21 protein-coding genes and 3 pseudogenes are annotated in these 19,424 nt (G+C 47.6%); 7 read left to right on the top strand and 17 right to left on the bottom strand.

The window, feature by feature from the left end:
- Nucleotides 1-1,293 (bottom strand): UDP-glucose dehydrogenase family protein, encoded by a 1,293-nt coding sequence (locus JSQ80_RS22745; RefSeq protein WP_206096795.1) that lies wholly within the window; start codon nucleotides 1,291-1,293, stop codon nucleotides 1-3.
- Complete coding sequence (locus JSQ80_RS22740; protein WP_206096794.1) at nucleotides 1,290-2,264, bottom strand: sugar phosphate nucleotidyltransferase; 975 nt, start codon at nucleotides 2,262-2,264, stop codon at nucleotides 1,290-1,292. The genes JSQ80_RS22745 and JSQ80_RS22740 overlap by 4 nt, the downstream gene beginning before the upstream one ends.
- A 240-nt stretch (nucleotides 2,265-2,504) precedes the next feature.
- Between JSQ80_RS22740 and JSQ80_RS22735 the strand changes: the two genes are divergently transcribed.
- Complete coding sequence (locus tag JSQ80_RS22735; RefSeq protein ID WP_206096793.1) at nucleotides 2,505-2,876, top strand: hypothetical protein; 372 nt, start codon at nucleotides 2,505-2,507, stop codon at nucleotides 2,874-2,876.
- 163 nt (nucleotides 2,877-3,039) lie between these two features.
- On the opposite strand, the gene JSQ80_RS22730 is transcribed toward JSQ80_RS22735, so the two are convergent.
- The 4 genes from JSQ80_RS22730 to JSQ80_RS22715 all read right to left on the bottom strand — a co-directional run bounded on the left by JSQ80_RS22730 (nucleotide 3,040) and on the right by JSQ80_RS22715 (nucleotide 5,624).
- Nucleotides 3,040-3,444, bottom strand: a complete 405-nt coding sequence (locus JSQ80_RS22730; protein WP_206096792.1) for a nuclear transport factor 2 family protein — start codon at nucleotides 3,442-3,444, stop codon at nucleotides 3,040-3,042.
- Between the two features lie 28 nt (nucleotides 3,445-3,472).
- The gene (locus JSQ80_RS22725) at nucleotides 3,473-4,075 is read right to left on the bottom strand and encodes a nitroreductase family protein (RefSeq protein ID WP_087432186.1); all 603 of its coding nucleotides are present in this window, start codon (nucleotides 4,073-4,075) and stop codon (nucleotides 3,473-3,475) included.
- A 326-nt stretch (nucleotides 4,076-4,401) separates the two neighbouring features.
- Nucleotides 4,402-4,998, bottom strand: coding sequence for a hypothetical protein (locus tag JSQ80_RS22720; protein WP_206096791.1), 597 nt, complete (start codon nucleotides 4,996-4,998; stop codon nucleotides 4,402-4,404).
- A 38-nt stretch (nucleotides 4,999-5,036) separates the two neighbouring features.
- Nucleotides 5,037-5,624 (bottom strand): hypothetical protein, encoded by a 588-nt coding sequence (locus JSQ80_RS22715; protein ID WP_206096790.1) that lies wholly within the window; start codon nucleotides 5,622-5,624, stop codon nucleotides 5,037-5,039.
- 438 nt (nucleotides 5,625-6,062) lie between these two features.
- Here JSQ80_RS22715 and JSQ80_RS22710 point away from each other — a divergent pair, with 438 nt between their 5' ends.
- Nucleotides 6,063-7,280 carry a cytochrome P450 family protein gene (locus JSQ80_RS22710; protein WP_206096789.1) on the top strand — a complete coding sequence of 406 codons (1,218 nt, stop codon included), beginning with the start codon at nucleotides 6,063-6,065 and terminating at the stop codon, nucleotides 7,278-7,280.
- A 109-nt stretch (nucleotides 7,281-7,389) separates the two neighbouring features.
- On the opposite strand, the gene JSQ80_RS22705 is transcribed toward JSQ80_RS22710, so the two are convergent.
- From JSQ80_RS22705 to JSQ80_RS22660, 10 genes and pseudogenes are all read right to left on the bottom strand, one after another.
- On the bottom strand, nucleotides 7,390-8,859 hold the full coding sequence (locus JSQ80_RS22705; protein WP_206096788.1) for an MFS transporter: 1,470 nt from the start codon (nucleotides 8,857-8,859) through the stop codon (nucleotides 7,390-7,392).
- 40 nt (nucleotides 8,860-8,899) lie between these two features.
- Nucleotides 8,900-9,235: pseudogene (locus tag JSQ80_RS22700) on the bottom strand (ATP-binding cassette domain-containing protein); the annotation flags it as partial.
- 189 nt (nucleotides 9,236-9,424) lie between these two features.
- Complete coding sequence (locus JSQ80_RS22695; RefSeq protein ID WP_206096786.1) at nucleotides 9,425-10,450, bottom strand: helix-turn-helix transcriptional regulator; 1,026 nt, start codon at nucleotides 10,448-10,450, stop codon at nucleotides 9,425-9,427.
- Between the two features lie 114 nt (nucleotides 10,451-10,564).
- The gene (locus tag JSQ80_RS22690) at nucleotides 10,565-12,991 is read right to left on the bottom strand and encodes a penicillin acylase family protein (protein WP_240463767.1); all 2,427 of its coding nucleotides are present in this window, start codon (nucleotides 12,989-12,991) and stop codon (nucleotides 10,565-10,567) included.
- A gap of 322 nt (nucleotides 12,992-13,313) precedes the next feature.
- Nucleotides 13,314-13,718 carry a hypothetical protein gene (locus JSQ80_RS22680; RefSeq protein ID WP_206096784.1) on the bottom strand — a complete coding sequence of 135 codons (405 nt, stop codon included), beginning with the start codon at nucleotides 13,716-13,718 and terminating at the stop codon, nucleotides 13,314-13,316.
- Nucleotides 13,719-13,851: 133 nt separating this feature from the next.
- A pseudogene (locus JSQ80_RS29235) lies at nucleotides 13,852-14,055 on the bottom strand (SMI1/KNR4 family protein); the annotation flags it as partial.
- A gap of 218 nt (nucleotides 14,056-14,273) precedes the next feature.
- Nucleotides 14,274-14,833 (bottom strand): annotated as a pseudogene (locus tag JSQ80_RS22670) (hypothetical protein).
- A gap of 14 nt (nucleotides 14,834-14,847) precedes the next feature.
- Nucleotides 14,848-15,021: a hypothetical protein gene (locus JSQ80_RS29815; protein ID WP_336245804.1), complete on the bottom strand. Its 174-nt coding sequence runs from the start codon at nucleotides 15,019-15,021 to the stop codon at nucleotides 14,848-14,850.
- The gene (locus tag JSQ80_RS29810) at nucleotides 15,018-15,257 is read right to left on the bottom strand and encodes a hypothetical protein (protein WP_336245803.1); all 240 of its coding nucleotides are present in this window, start codon (nucleotides 15,255-15,257) and stop codon (nucleotides 15,018-15,020) included. The genes JSQ80_RS29815 and JSQ80_RS29810 overlap by 4 nt, the downstream gene beginning before the upstream one ends.
- Nucleotides 15,258-15,273: 16 nt before the next feature.
- On the bottom strand, nucleotides 15,274-15,882 hold the full coding sequence (locus tag JSQ80_RS22660) for a hypothetical protein (RefSeq protein WP_087432175.1): 609 nt from the start codon (nucleotides 15,880-15,882) through the stop codon (nucleotides 15,274-15,276).
- 277 nt (nucleotides 15,883-16,159) lie between these two features.
- Between JSQ80_RS22660 and JSQ80_RS22655 the strand changes: the two genes are divergently transcribed.
- From JSQ80_RS22655 to JSQ80_RS22635, 5 genes are all read left to right on the top strand, one after another.
- The gene (locus JSQ80_RS22655; RefSeq protein WP_206096782.1) at nucleotides 16,160-16,570 is read left to right on the top strand and encodes a VOC family protein; all 411 of its coding nucleotides are present in this window, start codon (nucleotides 16,160-16,162) and stop codon (nucleotides 16,568-16,570) included.
- A gap of 324 nt (nucleotides 16,571-16,894) precedes the next feature.
- Nucleotides 16,895-17,155: a hypothetical protein gene (locus tag JSQ80_RS22650; protein WP_206096781.1), complete on the top strand. Its 261-nt coding sequence runs from the start codon at nucleotides 16,895-16,897 to the stop codon at nucleotides 17,153-17,155.
- Nucleotides 17,152-17,538, top strand: coding sequence for a DUF6060 domain-containing protein (locus tag JSQ80_RS22645; RefSeq protein WP_206096780.1), 387 nt, complete (start codon nucleotides 17,152-17,154; stop codon nucleotides 17,536-17,538). The genes JSQ80_RS22650 and JSQ80_RS22645 overlap by 4 nt, the downstream gene beginning before the upstream one ends.
- Nucleotides 17,539-17,611: 73 nt before the next feature.
- Nucleotides 17,612-17,848: a hypothetical protein gene (locus JSQ80_RS22640; RefSeq protein WP_206096779.1), complete on the top strand. Its 237-nt coding sequence runs from the start codon at nucleotides 17,612-17,614 to the stop codon at nucleotides 17,846-17,848.
- Nucleotides 17,849-17,877: 29 nt separating this feature from the next.
- Entirely contained in the window at nucleotides 17,878-18,534 is a 657-nt protein-coding gene (locus tag JSQ80_RS22635; protein ID WP_206096778.1) for a DJ-1/PfpI family protein, read from the top strand.
- 189 nt (nucleotides 18,535-18,723) lie between these two features.
- Here the strand turns inward: JSQ80_RS22635 and JSQ80_RS22630 are convergent, their stop codons facing one another.
- Complete coding sequence (locus JSQ80_RS22630) at nucleotides 18,724-19,272, bottom strand: RNA 2'-phosphotransferase (RefSeq protein ID WP_206096777.1); 549 nt, start codon at nucleotides 19,270-19,272, stop codon at nucleotides 18,724-18,726.
- Nucleotides 19,273-19,424 lie beyond the last annotated feature (152 nt).

Genomic DNA, 19,424 nt, shown 5'->3' with positions numbered 1-19,424 from the left:
TCACCCGTTCCCGATTCCATAATAATCATAGCCCCACGCCTTCATCCGCTCGCCGTCAAGCACATTTCTGCCATCAAACACCGCCGCATTGCTCATCCATTGATTCAACTCAGACCAATTCGCGGTAACGTACTCCGGCCATTCTGTACAGATGACAACCGCATCCGCCTGACTCACAGTGTCCTTAATTGATTCGAACTGTACGACATCCTTAAGTGACAGCTGTTCCGGCAGTGTGGCCACTGGATCATGAACATGGATTACGGCCCCTAACTGCAGCAGGTGTGAGATTATCTTCAGCGAAGGAGCCTCTCTAAGATCGTCCGTTCCCGGCTTAAATGCTAATCCAAGCACCGCGATTATTTTGCCGTCAGGCATTCCAAGATGACGCAACATCTGTTCGATAAAATATTGATACTGAGTATCATTGATGCGCACGACTTGCTCCAGCAGACTTAAGCTCGTTCCATAATCCTTGCCGATACGCAGGAGGGACTTCACATCCTTAGGGAAGCAGGAGCCTCCGTATCCGATGCCTGCTTGGAGGAATGACTCGCCGATACGCGGATCATATCCTATGCCTACTGCAATGTCGGAAATAGATACGCCGATCTGATCGCATAATCTGGCTAACTCGTTCATATACGATATTTTGGCTGCCAGGAAAGCGTTTGCCGCATACTTAATCATCTCAGCGGTCGTAGGCTTCGTCACCACATAAGGACTATCGATATCCCGATACATCATTTTCACTTGCTGTGCGGCTGCATCAGAGTCGCTGCCAATCACGATACGGTCAGGATGAAACGCATCATATACCGCGCTTCCTTCCCTAAAAAATTCCGGGTTAGATACGACATCAAACGGAATAGGACTCACCTGAGCTTTTGAGATCCATTGCACAACCTGCTTCTGCGTCCCGACCGGAACGGTGCTTTTCAACACGATCAGCTTATATTCCTGCATATGATTTCCGATCGTCTCGGCTATACTGCGGATATATTGCATATCCGCACTTCCGTCTCCTAGAGACGGGGTGCCTACACAGATGAAAATGACCTGCGATTCACGAATCGCCTGCACCGGCTCATCCAGAAAACGAATATGTCCATGATTTAAATGGGTATGAAGCAGCGTGTCCAAGCCAGGCTCATAAAATGGCAAGGTCCCATTCGAGAGGGCCGTAATCTTGGTGTTATCTGTGTCAAAACCAATTACCTTCCATCCTAATTCGGCTAATAACAGCGCAGTAGTCGTCCCTACATAACCAACACCCGCAACTAACGTGTTCATAAATTCGCCTCCCGAACGGGTTGTACGATATAATCGCGACTGACGATCGCGCCTTTCAAACTCATATTCTTGAGGGTTACGCCTTCAAGAAGAATCGAATCTTCAATCCGGCAGTTTTCTAAGCTCACGCGGGGACCTATCGTGGTATAAAGTCCGATCTCACATTTAACCAACTGGCTTGCGTTATCTATTAGAACCGGAGAACTTAACTTGTTGATATTGCTTGCCGCCTCCATTGCGAGGGCGCCTTTATCGGCTAATTGCTGAAGCATCCACCGATTAGCTTCAAGCCATCGATCTATCGTGCCGACATCTGTATGAGATTGATAGGTAATATGATAGGATATATCGTAATTCGCTTTAATTAGCCATTGAATAGCGTCCGTTATCTCGTACTCTCCCCTTTTCGATGGAGTGATAGCGTGTACAGCTTCAAAGATTTTAGAAGTAAATGCATATGCTCCCATAATGGCGAGATTGGATTTCGGCTGGGCTGGCTTCTCCTCTAACCCAATGATGCGATGTTCCTTGATCTCCGCAACTCCGTAATCCTGCGGCTTCTGAACCTTTCCTAACAACAACGCTCCATCATGTTGTTCTAGCAGAATCGAATCCCGCAAGTCTTCCAACGTCTGGCTAATCAAGTTGTCGCCAAGCAAGAGAATAAAGCTGTCAGAACCAATGAACGCTTCTGCTTGCTTGACCGCATCTGCTATTCCAAGCGCCTTTGCCTGATAGAGGTAGGTTATGGATACCCCCCATTTCTCTCCATTCCCTATACTTTTACGGAACAGGGTATCATGCGCCCTTTGGATAACGATGCCAATCTCCTTGATGCCCAGGTCTAGCAGCTTCTCAATGCTATAGAATAAAAGCGGTTTATTGGCTACTGGAAGCAGAACTTTGGATGTTGTATTCGAAAAAGGTTGGAGCCTGGTGCCTTTGCCTGCACAAAGAATCAATCCCTTCATATAGGTTCGCTCCTTGCTTTTCGTCGAGTTGCATTAAAATATGATTCTTGTTAACTATTAGTAAGGGCGATTGTGGGACAATAGGGGAAATATACTTCTGTACTTCATCCTCTGCAGTCCGCGCGGCAGCAACATCCACGATTAGTGTCATTCATTCGTCCAATCATGTGAATGCTGTAAACATAATATAGAATGAAACTTGAATGGTTTCTATTTTCTAACAGAGAGGAACTGATGGCGTTGTCAAAATTAGATAAATTCAAGGCTGAGCTATCCAAGTACGGATTAGATGAGATTGACGAGATCGATGTCGAATACGAAAACGGCACCACTTCCAAGTACAACTACGCGGATTTGCTCGAGAGCGGTGAAGAGGTCGAAAATGAATCTTCCTACAATGAATGGATTTCCACTGTAAATTGGGACGAAGTTGAAGAACTGAAATTGGAACTGATTAACGGTCAGAAATATCAGATCAGCCTTGAAGAACAAGAAGATGGAGACGAGGATGAAGAAGAAGACGGGGGCGACGAGTCTTCTTCCAACGATGAAGTGGATGAAGAAGAAGACAACGACGACGACGACGATGAGGACGATGAGGATAACAACTAAGTTCCGACTGCATGAATAGAGACCGCTCTAATCCTTTATGGGAACGAGCGGCTCTTTGTTATAAACCTCTCTCACTCTCCACCTCTTCGCAATGCCAAAAACAAACAGAGCCTTCCCGGCCATTGACTGGCGGAAATGCTCTGCTTCTTCAGTAGATAGCTTCTTAGATTGCCATTGCATTTTGAACAACATGACTATCTACATATTGTTTGAATTTTATGATTTTTCCATTATCAAGTTCCCATACGTGCACAAAATCTGCCTCAAATGCTTTGCCCGTCTTTTTGTACGTTCCCGAATAGACACCTTCAGCAATAATGATGCCTTTGTCTTTTACTTCATGATAGGATCGCACGCTTGCTTTGTAATTAATCCATTCGGAAGCCAAGCGGCTGAATACATGCGCCATAATCGCTTCCGGACCGATATAGGTCCCCCCATATGGAAAACCTGCGGCCTCGGTCCATACGACCTGTTCCGACAAAGCTTCGAGCAAATGACGCGCGTTGTCAGAAGACGGTCCTTCATACGTGCTGCGTACAATGTCCAGATTCGTTCGTTGATTCATTTTTCCACTCCATGCTTCCATATCGATATTAATAAAACTTCACTACATCCTCAAATGGCAAAAATGTTCTCTCGCCCGGTTGCTCGTTAGGCTCACCATATGGCATTTGCGCCACCAAGCTCCATCCTTGCGGAATATTCCAAACGCTCTTCACTTCTTCGTCCACGATCGGATTGTAATGCTGCAAGGACGCCCCAATTCCTTCTGCCGTTAAAGACATCCATACCGCATACTGCAGCATTGCGCTTCCCTGATGAGACCAAAATGGAAATTGATCTTTGTACATAGGAGCCTTCTCTTGCATTTGTTGGACGGTATCTTGATTCTCGAAGAATAAAATCGTCCCCGCTCCATCACGGAATCCTTGCAATCTTTCGGCAGTTGCCGCAAAATTTTCAGCCGGAACACGGGCGCGAAGCGTTTCTTTTACGATATCCCAAAACTTCTCATGCTCCGCATCCATTAAGACGACCATTCTTGCGCTTTGCATATTGAAAGAGGATGGCGCATGCAATGCGGTTTTTAACACTTCATTCATTCTCTCTCTAGTAATGGATTCACTTTTTTTCACCTTGCGGATAGAACGGCGATTGATGATGGCATCTTTAAGATTGGTTGTAGTTGTGGACATATTAGGTTCCTCCAATATACGTTTTATTTGTTCATCTTCTTGTTGTAATAACATCAGTTACAACAATGATAAAAAATAAGCACTCTCTGCTATAGAGAATTGCATCCTGCCTTGATGTAACTATTGTAGTTACAACAAAGTCAAAAGTCAACCACTTTATCATAAAAATGTTGGACAGCAAGACAACAATCGTTTGGAATGCCGCGCTGGCATTCGTATACGGAAAAAACCCGACCTTAGATAGCTTTTATCATAGGTCAGGGCGTGTAATATCTGAATATGCTTTTTAGCTCTTTAACAACTCAAGGGGCGAATCGCATCATTCTTTAATTCAATCCGTATTTTTCAAAGACGTCTTCCCGCAAAACAGCATACTCCGCTGCCTCTTCACTGTCGGCCGTCACTTGAAATTCGGGGGTTTCGTTCAGACTGAACTTCCCTAAGTTTTGATTAATGATAGCATACTGCCCAAATGTGTTCTTTTTCAGAAAAATAACGCTCCTGTCCCCTTCGTGCAATTCAATGTAATTCTCGCGTGTCAGTTTCGTCTTCTCATTTTCGATATCCAAATAGGCCAGTGGTTCGATAATGGTTAATGGCGCATCTTCTTGCATGATTTGTCCCGGACCTTTGAGCACTCTATCGATGCTAATATCCGTTAATGTGTAGAAATCCTGCAATGTGCCGTCATCAAAGTGAGTAGACACAGGGCTGCGATCTTCGAAACGCTGCACCGCCGTGCCAATTACAATCAAGTCCGCAAAGGAATCCAACTGATCGGCGTTCTCAAAGCTGACAAAGTTGGCATGAATCGAGATGGTTTTGAATGGTTGTGAATGTGAACCGCTCATATCGCTCCATCCCGTCATCAGAAGCAGCGCGGCTGCGGCAACAAGCAAACCTGCGTTTATTTTTCGTCGCATTATTCCGCCAGTCTCCCTTCATCTAAAAGAATATCGTTTTAGTTGCCCCATTTTGATTTTAATTCGTTTTTGTCGTAGGTTTGAGGGCCGATGTCTTGAATGCCTTGTTTCATGACCGAAGGGCTGGATGAACTTGGACTCGTATGAGCCAAGCTTACCGTATGGCCAATTTCATGGGTTGCATTGGACACGATCTGGCTGCTCGTCATATTAAAGCTTTTCATCGTATTATCATAGATGGTAGCCGTGGAATAAGCCCATTGGTCGTTAGGCGATGCCTCTACATAAGTGCCTCCGGAGATTTTATAAGGAACGATCTGACCGAGCAACGTGCTGCTTCCCGTAGTTCCAACATAGTATCTATCAGGATCGCCGCTGGTTGAGGTCGTTTTGGACACCTTTGCCTTCGAGGAAATTCCATTCCAGTTGGTGCGCGCCGTGTCGTAATGATTGCCATATCCATAAGAAGAGACGGACGAATGATAATAGGCAGAAAACGACCCCGAGGATCTACCGCCGTTGAAATAAGCTGCCGAGACGACTGAAGAGAATACCATTGCAGCGATAGGCAAAGCGGCAACCGAGGCTATTAAAGCATTTTTCTTCACAGAAACTCGCTTTTTCACTGTGTTTACACCACCTTAACGAATATACATATCATTGCAGATTTCCAGCTTCACTTGCTTCCTCTCTCCTATCGATCCCTCCTTTTTAAAAGCTGCCTTGTTCTTTACAAAGAAGACAGGGAGTTATCATGTTTCGTGGATGCCCTTTTCCTTTGTAAAGGAAACAGCTCTTCTTCCTATATACAAATAACGTATGCGGATTACAAAATTTAATGTTTTTTTCGTTTATTCCCACCGCCCGCAGCAGATTTTCCTTCGGCTGAAATGAATGTCCTGAGCACAGCATCGATCAGCTTGTTTGTCGAGAGGAGTTATCAATTATCCCCTCCTCATGATGTGGAACAGAAGGTTCTATGTTTTCTCATACTATAATAATCATTACATATAAGGTCTAAAATGACACGCTCTGTTATCATGCTTAATAGGAGGCACACACAGATGACGAAAAATTCAACGTTTTTGCCTGTCAACCCTTTTTCATCCGATTTTAAAGATAAGGCCTATTCTTTGTATGAACAGCTTCGGATGCAAGATCCGGTACACAAAACGGTCATGCCGAACGGCAACACGGCCTGGATCGTGTCGCGCTACGAAGACGCCGCATCCGCTCTCAAAAACGAGCGTTTGAAAAAAAATCTGTTTCAGTTCGTAGGTCCTGAAGAAACGGGCGTGCCTGCGAGCAGAATGGACCTGCTGTTCCGTCACATGCTCAACTCCGACCCGCCGGATCATACCCGCTTGCGCTCCTTGGTGCAAAAGGCATTCACTCCCCGAATGATTGAAAACATGCGCGGACGCGTTCAAGAAATCTCAGATTGGCTCATTGACCAGGTAGAAACTCAAGGGTCCATGGAGCTAATACGAGATTACGCGTATCCTCTCCCTCTCATCGTTATATGCGACATGCTGGGACTGCCTAACGAAGAACGGGATCAGTTCCGCACATGGTCCCACGCCATGGTCTCAGCCTTCAATTATCCGGAGAAATATAAACAAATTACATCTGAAATAGATGAATTCACTTCTTATATCAAGGTATTAATCCAGAGATGCCGCTTGGATCCGCAGGAAGATTTGTTATCTTTGCTCACGCAAGCGGAATCCGAAGGCAGCAAGCTTTCTGAACACGAACTTGTATCGATGATATTTCTGTTAATCGTAGCCGGGCATGAAACGACCGTAAACTTGATTGGCAATGGCACGTTCGCGCTATTGCAGCACCGGGACCAGCTGGAAGCGCTTCGAGGCAACCCTGCCTTGATTCATTCGGCAATCGAAGAATTGCTCCGCTTCATGGGCCCTGTCGAATTCGCGACCAACCGCTGGGTTGGAGAAGACTTTGAATGGGGCGGCAAGACAATTGCCAAAGGCGATGTCGTGCTGATCGCGCTTGCGTCAGCCAATCGCGATCCCGAATATTTCTTGCACCCGGAGCGTTTGGACATCACTCGCGGCAACAACCACCATATTGCGTTCGGAACGGGAATCCATCATTGCTTGGGAGCGCCCCTCGCCCGCATGGAAGGGCGGATTGCCATTGACACGCTGCTCAGACGATTGTCTAACATGAAGCTGGCGGTCGCGCCCGATCGGCTGAAATGGCAGCCCACTTTCATCATGCGGGGATTCACTGCCCTGCCCGTTCAATTTGGGTGAACACCTGCCGGCAAAGGCTATTAGCTTTTGCTGCTTTCACTCTGCGTTGCTTGCGGTCCCGCTCTGTTCATCTAGAACTTGAACCAGCGCTTTATATTCGTCCGGGACCTCATTCTTCACCCCTTCGCCTGTTGCGGTCGGGCAAGAAACAAAGACACACGAATGCTGCGAAAGCCATTCCCCCGCTTGCCGCCAAAGAAACGGAAAAGGCCCTTGCATAATCCGACAGCTCCGCTTCGATAAGAGATTGCCCCAGCGAGGCGGAGAACAAAATACCGATGATCGCTACCCCTAACGAATTTGCCAAATACATAAAGGTAGTGAACAAGCCCGAACCCGTCCCGGCATCCTTCATAGGCACTGTACTGAGAACGACGTTGACAAGCGGCGTAGTGACCATGCCCAGACCGACACCATATAGCAGCAATATCAATATATTTCGGACATGCAGCAGATCCGTCGCATCGATATAGAGCGACCCAATCAGTAATATACTGCAGCCCCCCACCGCAAGAGCGCCTATTTTCAGCACAACCATCCCCCATCTCCCGACGATACGAGACGATACCAAGGAAGTCAGGAAGAAACCTGCACCCAGAGGGAGGAAGATGAGACTTGTATATTGAACCTTATAATGCAAACCGAATTGCAAATAATAACTCAAAATAAAGAAGAAGGAGAACATGCTGAGATAGATCACAATAACTGTCGCCATGCCTACGCTAAAAGAACGATGTGTGAAAATAGACAGGTCGACCAGCGGGAAAGCATCCCGCTTCCGTTTTCGAATTTCTACCGCGATAAAAGCTAGCAGAACCGGGAGGGCCGATATTAGACAGAGCCAGGTCCAAATCGGCCAGCCCTGCTTTTGCCCCTCCGATAGCGGATAAACAAGCAGAAACAATCCGCTCATCAGTAAGACTGTCCCCGCCCAATCGATACTTTGCGCCCGCGTCCCGCGCGACTCGGGTATAATCGGCAATAACAGCAGCACAAGAATGCCGAACGGCACATTGAAAAAGAAGATCGTCCGCCAACCGAGATCGAACAGATTCCAATTGACGAGAATTCCCCCGAGGATGAGGCCAAAAGCGAATCCAAACCCGATCATCGCGCCGTAAATGCCGAAAGCGAACGCCTTCTCCCGCGGCGGAAAGGTGACCTGCATCGTGGACAGCACCTGAGGTTGGATAAGCGCCGCGGCCAGACCTTGCACGATGCGAATGGCAATGAGGAGCGCCGGATCCGAGGTCAAGCCGCCGAGCGCTGCCATGACCGTAAACCCGCTCACCCCGATAAGCAGCATCCGTTTTCTTCCGTACATATCCCCAAGCTTCCCGCTCACAATCAGCGCCACAGCCAGACCGAGTGAAAAGCCGGTGACAATAAGCTGCGCTTCGGAGAAGCTGGCGTGCAAGCTGTTCTGCATAGACGGAAGTGCAACCTGAATCATATAGGTGTTCAATGAAATAAGTAATGTCGGGAGCAGAATAACCGCAAGCGCATACCAACGGCGCGGATCTACCTGTTGTTCCGCCTTCCCGCCGGTTGATAGTGCAGCGGATAGATGATTGGACATTGCATTTCCTCCTTGCATAGTACATTTGTGAAACGCTCAATTACAGGCTGGCTGCCGCTCTGCTATATTCCGTCGGGATATAGGCGATTGCCATTCCGCCGGTTACAGGATTTGCATATATCTCGCAATCAATCTCATAGACTCGCTTGACAAGCTCTTTCGTCAACACTTCATCGGGAATTCCGCTTGCCACTACCGTTCCGTCTTTGACGACATATAAAATATCGCAATACATGGCGGCAAGGGATAGATCGTGCAGCGCAGCCAAAGTGCCCACTTTTAAAGCTTTGACAATGGACAAAATTTGCAGCTGATATTTAATATCCAAGTGATTGGTTGGCTCATCTAAAATTAAAAATTCGGGCTGCTGCGCAATTCATGAATAAGCTCCTCACATCGGGTTAATTCCGACTAGCCCGATTCGAAGTCAGGCTGCGGATCTGAATAATAATGATTATCATTCACATCAGAATTTCGTGCTACCTGCAGAGGAAGTTTTTTTCCCTATGGAAGGAGAGCAATAAAAAACCCTTCAAACATTTGACATGTTTGAAGGGTTTCCGCATCATTGACTATCGTCTTGCGCCATATTTCGCTTCATATCCAGCTGGCCAATCCGTTTGACATATTCACTGGGGTTGCAGCCGTAATGCTTTCGAAAGGTTGCCGTAAAATTGCTCACGTTGCTGTAGCCGACAGCAACGGCGGTTTCCCCCACGTTCATCCGCTCCGCTTCCATATGCCACAACGCTTGTTCCATCCTTTTTTTGCGCACCAGCTCGAAAATCGTCATTCCGAACAGCTCGCGGAATCCTTTCTTCAGCTTGAATTCATTAAGCCCGGCCAGCCTGGACAACTCCCGGATGGACAACGGCTTCTCAAAATGGTTCAGGACCAATTGTCTGGCCATGTTCAGCTGTTCAATATCATCACGGCGCAAAAAGCAATTGCCGCCCACAACATCGAGGCCTTCTATTTCGCCAAACAACGCGATAAATTCCATTGCTTTGCTCTCCATATATAATCGCTTCATCGGCCCCTTATAAGTGCAATGCATCAGTTCGGAGACGCATCTTTGGATGGCCGGGGAATCCGGATAACGGTCGATGCTCCCTTTATGGCGCTGCAGCCACGTTTCCATTTTATGCTTTTCCGCTGCATCTGCGGCATAACGGAACAACTCGCCCGGAGATAAGCGGATTTCCAGCAATTGAGTTCGCAGACCTGCCTTCTTCTCCTCATACACCTGAACATCTTCCAAAAAAAGCACGTTGCCTGTCCGTTTATCCGTATGGCTTTCCTTGCCGTCCCATTCACAATAAATTTCTCCGCTTACGCAATAGCTCAGTTCGAATAGCCGGCAGGCTTCCTGAATGCGAAGCTTCATATCTTGCTCGAACGTAATATCCGAAATGATAATTTCCATACCCGGACGAATCCGCACCCGGCCAACGCTCCCCTTGCCGATATGCTCAGGAATGGCGAGCTGTTGTTCCCAAGCGCCATGATGGTGATGGACTTGCCCATTGACCAATTCGGTGAACCGCTCAAAATAATCGTGGATATCCGTAATTAATACATCTCTAGCCAAACTCTCACCTTCTTCCTGATGCAGCGAGAATGATTATCACTTGATGTCATTGTACTGGGTCTCTCTAATCATTTCAACCGTACTACGGAAGAAGGCGATGCTCATCTTGCATATTCAATGGCTGCCCGCAGCCGGAACCAGTTCCAAGTGATGCCCCGCGGCCCGGTAAGCGGCCGGGTCCATGCTGGTCTCGTGATATTTGCCTGTTGTCCAAGCGCCGACTTGGTCGTTATACCAAGGGCTCAATAGCTGCCCCGATTGTCCGGGCGCCACGACATTGAACGACTTAAGCGGATCGGCGAGATCGATCACGGTGCGCCAAGCGCCTCCCAGATTCACTTCCCCCGTGTTCGCATCCCAGCCCGCCATGCCGACCGTAACCTTGCTGCCGCCCATGCCGACAGCCTTGGCATTGAACAACAAGTCAAGCGGCTTAACGGCGCCGAGCGGATGGGCGAATGCAACTTGGTGGAAGCGGCCCCACTGCCACTTGGCCGGGGCGTTCCCTTGCAGGGAAACCGCTTGATCCACGGCAAGCTGGAAAGAGCGCAGCGCTATTTTTTCGATCCCGCCTTTTCCGTCAATCCACGGCGTCGGTTTTCCGGCAAACGCTTTGCGAAGCAGATCGTTCCGTACACTCTCCCTGTTTTCAAATAATTTCATCAAATCATCGGTCACTTCAGGCTTAAATATGACTTCTTCCAGCTGTCTCATCCAAAAAGCAAAAACGAGCGGCGCTCCCTGCTCCGCATCATCATCCTTGTTCCAAGCCTGAAGCAGCTCTGCGGCCGCTTGGTCGACCGAACGGAGGGAATCATTGTCACGAAGCGCCGCCAACAGCCCCTCCAAGAATTCCTCCGCCAGCAGATTGTGGCGGTCGAATTGGAGCTTCTGCAGATCTTCCACCTGCAAGAGGTCCTTGCTTTCCAGCACTTGCCGAATACGGGCTTCCCGGTACGGCTCCGTCCAGGTGTTCGTAATGTAATAAGGGTAGCTGTCATCGATGACCTTGTTATTGGCGGTTGCAATATATCCTGTGGGCGGATTAACGGTGGTCGGCAGTTCGTCCCACGGAATGTATCCGGTCCACTCATATTCGTCAGTCCACCCCGGAACGGGGACTTGGCTGTCCCCATTCTTGCGGATAGGGATTTTGCCGTTGGCCCGGTAAGCTATGGTCCCGTCATTGGAGGCAAAGACAAAGTTTTGCGCAGGGGCCTCAAAATAAGTGAGCGCTTCTTTAAACGCCTCCCAATTGCGTGTTTTGCCAAACCGCTGAAACGCTTCGAGCTCCTTGGTAGGCTCCAATGCGGTCCATCGCAGCGCAAGCGCCAGATCTTGCTGGTTGTCCTGAGCAAATTCGGAAATGATCGGACCATGCCTTGTAACGGTTACCTGATAAGAAACCGCTGGCTTGCCCTTCACCTTTATTTCTTCATGATAGAGCTTCGCCTGCTCCCACTTGCCCATATATTCAAACTCATTCGGATTGTCCGGGTTGCGCTTCTCGATGTACAGATCCTGCACATCCGGGTTCAAATTCGTGACGCCCCATGCCAAATGCTGATTATGCCCCAGAATAATGCCTGGAATGCCTGCGAAAACAACGCCGCTTACATTGAGATCCGCCGCTTGAAGATGCGTTTCATACCAAATGGACGGCGTGCCCAGTTTCAGATGCGGATCGTTTGCGAGCATGGGCTTTCCGGAGGCTGATTTCTCCCCGGAAACGACCCAGTTATTGCTGCCGTTGAGCGGATCGGGGATTACGGCTGCCGCAAGCATCGCTTTCAGGTCAATAGGATGATCCTTCAACGCCTCAATGATGAGCGCTCCCCCATCGGGGTACGAGGGGAACAACTCCAACGCCATCTCCGGCGACACCCGCTGTGCAAGCTGATAACGGAATGCCTGCCCTGTCCAATGTCCTCCCAGATCATAGGCCATATATTTGCCAATCACCAGCGAATCAACCGGCTCCCATTCGGACGGATTGTAGCCCAGCAGGCGAAACTCGACTGGAAGCGCTCCCGAAGATTGCGCTTGATGAATGTACTGGTTGACGCCTTGGGCATACCATTCCAGCACATTCTTTGCTTCGGCGGAATAAATCGCCAGCGAAGCTTCCGCCGCACGCCGCAGACCGAATGCCCGGAAAAGCTTGTCGCGCTCCAAGGTTTTTTCCCCCATGATCTCACTAAGCTGTCCCGAACCTAAGCGTCTCGTCATATCCATTTGAAACAGCCGGTCTTGGGCTGTCACATACCCTTGCGCCACAAACAAATCTCGCTCGCTCCGGGCCTCAATGTGCGGCACGCCGTTCCCATCACGCCAGACCGACACCGGCTGCTGCAGCCCCTCCAACTCCAGCTTTCCTTCAATGACCGGAAGACTGCTCCGCGCAATCCAATAGGCGATACCGCTTACGCTGCCGAGCAATAGCGCGAGAATAAGCGCCGTTATCCACACGACGCGCCATCCGCTTCTTTTCTTCTTTGACACCGGATCTATGGCCGGGTTCGTCCCTGTCGCACTCATCATAACCCTCCTTAAAATGGATCGGAATCATGTTTATTAGTATATTTATACATATTATCCTCATGGAGGTTTATGCAAGCGGATACAAAACGGGCGTGGCCGAGTTCGAAAATCATCAGCGTCAATCTTGCTCAATCCCTCCAGACTCACCTCCTGATCGAGATTCACTTGCGTGTTTGTCGTGAAGCCCAAATCGTCGTAATACGTGCTTACCGACTTATCGCTGTATACAAAATATCCTTTCTGCGTGGTTGAAACGAATGTTGCCGTTTTCCCGGCATATCCCTTCTCCTTCAGCAACGAACGCACCTCTGCCAAACGATGTTCAAAGTGCTCCACATATTTTTGGGCAGCATCTGTTTCTCCGATCGCATCCGCCAAAGCAAGAAATGTCTTTTTGGCCTTTCATATGCTCCAAGGCTCCGGTTGCATATGGCGCAAGCCCCAACTCAAACATATGATCGGCGCCAACAAACGAAGTTGTGACCATTTTGACCGGCTTCTTCGGGATGACGGTCCTCCCCTTGGCATGGACTACCGTTTTCGGATATTCGCTATCCGGAGCGGTGCTGCCGGATGAAGAGCCTTTGTCCGCCAGTGTTTCCGCTCCTTGCCCCGAACCGGAAGATGCGCTCTGGTTAGAGCTTGATTGAGCGCTGCCGCATCCATTCAGGGTGAACATAGCGACAAGCAATATGAAGAGCATGGAGCGCAATGAAGTGTGTTTCATCGAAGATGACCTCTTTCCCATAAAATAAAAAAAATCAACCAGTGAGAATTATTATCACCAGTTGATAGGTTTAATGGGATTGATCGGGCATTCCCATACCCAATCCGGAGTTAATTGTGCCCGATCCGGATTATCAAAGCCAGGGTCCCCATCCCGCCGGTGAGGACTCGGCTAGTTCCTCCAACGTCAAGTCGAGCCATAATTCATACCAGTCCAGAAAATGCAGACGATTCGTATTCCCGAAGTATTCGTCCGGGTAAATGCCGCCATCGTTAGCGCGATCATCAACCCAGATTTTGCCACAGGATTTCCCATGGACTACCACATGTATCGCCACTTGCTTCATGATCAGGTCCTCGCTTGTTTGTGACGGCACACCGCCCGCCTTCTTTACTTTCGCCTGCGTCATGCCAAACCGGTACCCATTCGCTCCTATGTACGGATCAATCGCGTAAATCATGCTCTCACTCTGTCCCTCCCGCAAGCTGCCGAGTGCTTTGACGGCTGTGTCAATCTCATTTCTCGTCCAATTGTTCGTGTTCCGCCGCATCTCCGTCAAGCCAGCTCTTCCTGGGCAATTTCCGTTTCCAGTCCACGTGTGTTCACAACGGCAATGCTCAGCGCATCAAATCCGTTTCGCTTTGCCTCCGTAAAGTCGCAGCGTTCCCCGTTTATCAGTTCAATCTTCCCATGCTCGTCAACATCGGCAGAGAATTCCTCATCCCAATCGACATTGTAATACACGGTTATGCGAATCTCGAACGTATCTTCACCGTCGGCATCGACATACGGCAGCAACGGCGCCCGCTTGTTCCGCTGCTCGTCTAATAAGTGTCGCACAGCATGGCATCGTACCCGTGCTTGCAGCCGTCGAACAGCACGTACCGCTTGCCGGTGACGGCATCCTCCGCAACAATCAGTTGAGGCGCGAATTCGGTCGCCGCAATCAGATCGTCCATCAATTCCCCGTAATAAAACAAATAAAATCGCGCATGGCCTTCCCCGGTCTGCAGCTTGCCCGTCCATTCCTGTTCCGCCCATGCTTCCGGCTTCTCCAGCAGGGCTACCCCTTCTAGGTAAGCAGGTCCCTGTCTAAGTTGATTATGATCCGTCATATGTGCACTCCCTTTCATCTTTCCATGGAAATCGCAACGATTTTGGCTTGCTGGTCCACATCCAGCTTCACGCTGATGCCTAACTTATCCTTGAATAGCTTCGTAATGTTCAGGTAACGATCAATTACGTCACCGCGGCCGCCCCCCGCGCTTGAACGGGTCATGCCTGCGGCTATTATCTCTTTCACATACGCTTTATCCATAGATGCTGCCGGTCATCCCCCCGCTTGTCCATGGCGGCAAAGCTGTTAATGAGAGGCCAGACCGCATATTTTTGGCCGTCTGCCTCAAAAGCGAGCGCGTATTTGGTTAACACGACCTCATCTTGAAATACGCCGAACGTCCGGCTAATAAAATAGGCAGGAATGAGCAGCACGCTTATGATAAATATAATGAACCCTGCTCTAAAGCCATTTTTCATCATATTCCTCCTTTTGCAGTCATTCATTCTTATGCTGCAGTCTGCGCAGCGTCTTGATCATCGCTCCTCTGTTTTTCGCTTCTTTCATATATTTCGGCAGCGTATGCGAAGCCGTCCGCTTCATGCCGTTGCCCGGCTTCTCGCGCAGATCCGCCGATATGTAGGCGATGAGATAATTCAGATGGGCCCGGTTCACAGCCCATACCGGTTTGCCGCGGAAGTAATCAAGGTAGTATAGCTCCAGCTTAAATACAGGGTCGCGTTCACGGCGAATTTCGTAATAATAGCCCCTATTTCTTCGAGTTTTGCGCAGCGGAACCTGATTCATGGCAGAGCAATGGGGACAATGGATATGGATGACCTTCTGCGTAAGCTGCTTCTTGTCCGTCATGTCCTCGTTAAACCATCTCTCGCAGGCTTCGCACACTCCGCTGGCCGAATACCGGTATGATTCAGGCTCCTTCTCGTGGTAAAAGCAAGCAGTGCACTTTACCTCATTCCCATGCTCCCCCTGAAAAATATAGGCCAGCCCGCCGCACCTTGCGCACTTCACGGCAACCTGTTCTCCGCGGTAAAGAACGGCGCCGAATGCGTATTTGTATCCCGGTTCATCTTCGAAACGTTCCATGCCGTATCTCCCTCCTTCGGAACGGCAATATGAGGTGTGCTAACAAAAGTATATGTAAGCCCCATTGATAACACAATAGTAGTGCCGACATATAATAGGCCTTCCCCCAATTGAGGCGCCCCAATCGCAAAACCCTTTGCATCAAATGGAATATTTTTGTGTGCAAAGATAAAATAATAACCGTTGACAATCCGTTTCCGTTCACAGATAATTCGAACAAGAACATATGTTTCGTCGTTAATCCCGTCTGCATGCTAATAAAAGGAGCTGGTATGAAGTGAGTAATAGGAATCAAAAAATTACTACGTTTTTGATGTTCGATGGACAGGCTGAGGAGGCAATGAATTTTTACATCTCATTATTCGACCAATCGGAGATCATCAGCATTCAGCGTTATGGCGCAAACGAAGCAGGTGCCGAGGGGAGCGTGCTGCATGCCGCATTTTCATTGCATGGACAAGTGTTCATGTGCATCGATAGCAACATCAAGCATGACTTCACATTTACTCCGGCAATGTCATTGTATGTAACATGCGATACGGAAGAAGAGATTGACCGGGTATTTGCGAAGCTGTCTCAAGATGGCTCTGTATTGATGCCTTTGGGCGCTTATCCATTCAGTGAGAAGTTTGGCTGGGTTGCAGACAAATTCGGGGTGACATGGCAATTGAGCCTAGCGAAGGGCTGACGGTTCGTTGACGGCCTATTAACTGAACTTGAAAATCAACTGCGTACTACCGTTCTGAGAACTCGAATGGTGGTGGTGCTAAACTCAATATTGGAGGACGGCACTCAAGCGTTTCCCGGTAGTGGGCAAGTAAAACCGGACAAGGCCATGCGTGATCTTCAGAAGCGGATTCGTGATCTGGAAGAGGAAAACGAATCCATTCTCCCATCGAGTATTTTACACCCAATAAGTACGAACGTATGTACCGCCCCGCTTCGTAATTCTCTCGATTCTATGTGTCCAATCTATTGACAGTGGTCCACTAAAGGACGGACAAGCGTACAAATGGAAAGGATGCCCAGAATAGGGCATCCTCTGGTTGATGAAAAAGATAATGTAAAATACTATGAAGCATTTAAGGCTGATGGCACACCAGTACCACTGGAAAAGTATATGGACAATTTGAAGAAAGCCCGCATTTTAGCCGCACAGATATTCTCTGAAAGTAGCCTTTACAATAACAACGATGACAAAGAAATTATCACCCCATTAAATGTTGTGGACATGTCAAGTTACTCCGAAAAGCAAAAATGGTCTGAATTATGACTCCTCGCAGAGCTAGTGCAAATTTAAATTGCACTGGTTCCGCTCAGCCTTGCCCGATTTCAAAGGGGGAAACGATCACATCTACTGTAACTTGGAGCGCAGGATTAACAGCAGGAGATAAATCATACATTAAAGCAAATACTTCTTTTTCATGGTCAGAGTCATCTTCATCAAGTCTTACTTATATTCTTTATGTAAAAGTAAATAGAACAGGATATTTAACTTTTGCCCCTAGATATAATTTTACTAAAGGGGATATTACTTATATGGGGTGTTATCCGGTGACAGGATGTCAAACTATGGGCACTAAAAAAGATGTATGGGCAGGCTCTCCAGCAGTAGTATGTTCAGAGGGTCATGCTGATGGAGAGTTTGCAATATAAACTAATTTGATAATATAGGATTGAGCAAATGCTCGATCCTATATTCATTTCATTCAAAAGGAGTGGATGGAAGTTGCCATTAGCAATTATTTTATTTGGTATCTTTCTTATGGCATTAAGCGGAGTAGAGAAAATTATCATCTATTTGAACTTTGCCGAGAAGGCTGGAAGAAATATGGATACTTTATTAATTCTTGTTCCAAGCTATATTTGGTCAATTACTAACTATACACTTATAGGTGGCTTATTACTTATAGGTTTTAGTGCAATTATAATATTATCCAAAAAATATCCTCCAAAAAACAAATAAGTAATGTTCCCCTTAAGGGAGCGATGATTATGGATATCGCAATCATGCTTTATGATGGAATCACGGCATTAGATACAATTGGTCCATATGAAGTATTTGCTGCTACAATGAAATGTAACGTGAAATTTGTTGCCAAGAAAAAAGGGTTAATTAAACTGGATTCAAAAATGGGTTGTTTGCATGCTGATTACAGCTTTTCTGAAGTTACTTCAGCTGATATTCTTGTCGTTCCTGGCTGCAGTCCGCCTAATTATATAACTCCGATGAATGACGAAGAAACTCTGAATTGGATTCGCCAATTACATAAGACCACGAAATGGACTACTTCGGTTTGTACCGGCTCTCTGATCTTGAGCGCCGCAGGCTTGTTGAATGGAGCCAAGGCTACCAGTCATTGGAGCTCCTTCGACCTGCTCCATTCTCTTGGAGCCCTTCCAACAGATGAAAGAGTGGTTCGCCATGGCAAAATCGTAACAGCAGCCGGTGTCTCCTCCGGTATCGAAATGGCACTCCAAATAGTAGCATGGGAATTGGGGGAAGATATGAGCAAAGGAGTCCAGTTGATTTTGGAATATGATCTTCAGCCTCCGTTCGATACGGGTTCAACTAAGAAAGCGCCGGCGCCAATGGTAGAACAGATAAGCGGGAGGCTTCAAGAGCTTTCAAAGCAGGAGCCCGATTTGTAAATCACAAATAAGTCAGTCACGTACCTTTGCATTTATATGGTAACCTATTTTAGCTAAAGAAGGAGCGGATACTGCTCCTTCTTTTTTTCATCAACTGAGAATAATTCCGATTGGAAAAGTACGAAATGAACCTGAATTGGTATTGATAATTGAACTAACGGGGATCAATAGTTGAATAACAGTAACAAACTACTCATATAACGCCAAATATTTGGGCGACACATAATCGGCTAACCACACCCCGTTTTCAGCAAAATAAAATTCGACTCCATCCAGCAACGCCTTGCTCGTATCAACCTGAATGATCACTAACTCGCCTCTTCTTTTACCGGCAATGATAGCGAAGTCCAGCTTTTCTGATAAATGAACATACTTTCTGCCCATAGGTTTGATCCCTTCGGCAAATATACGGTCCGCCGCTTTACTGTTCGTCCCATGATATAAGACTTCGGGAGGCTTCAAAGCTTTATAGTTCAAACGCTCAGAGCTATGACCGTATTTAGCGCGAATATGTTCGCCCATAATCTCGTAACGTTGTTTATCGCAATTGTTCACGACTAATTGAATATCCTCTTGTTCCACACTGATCCATCTTTTTTCACTTCGGATAGCATGAAGTAAATCTTCAATCCTGCAATATCCGTGATGATCTAAGGATAAGCCGAATTCGTGAGGGGTGTGACGAAGTATTTTGCTCATCAACTTGCTTAGGCTCTGTTCTTCTTTTCTTGACAGCATAACATCCCCACCTTTAAGGTTTAACTTCTCGGGCAACTTATAAGCCAATATTCCCTAACGTTTAGATGTCCTGCAGGTAATCATATGTATCTGGATTAGGTCCCGTCTGGTTATACATCCACGGCAACCGTCTTGCATTGCGGGATGACGAG

This window comes from Paenibacillus apiarius (assembly GCF_017052585.1).
GTDB lineage: Bacteria > Bacillota > Bacilli > Paenibacillales > Paenibacillaceae > Paenibacillus_B > Paenibacillus_B apiarius.
This window is presented reverse-complemented; position numbering and strand designations above follow the sequence as displayed.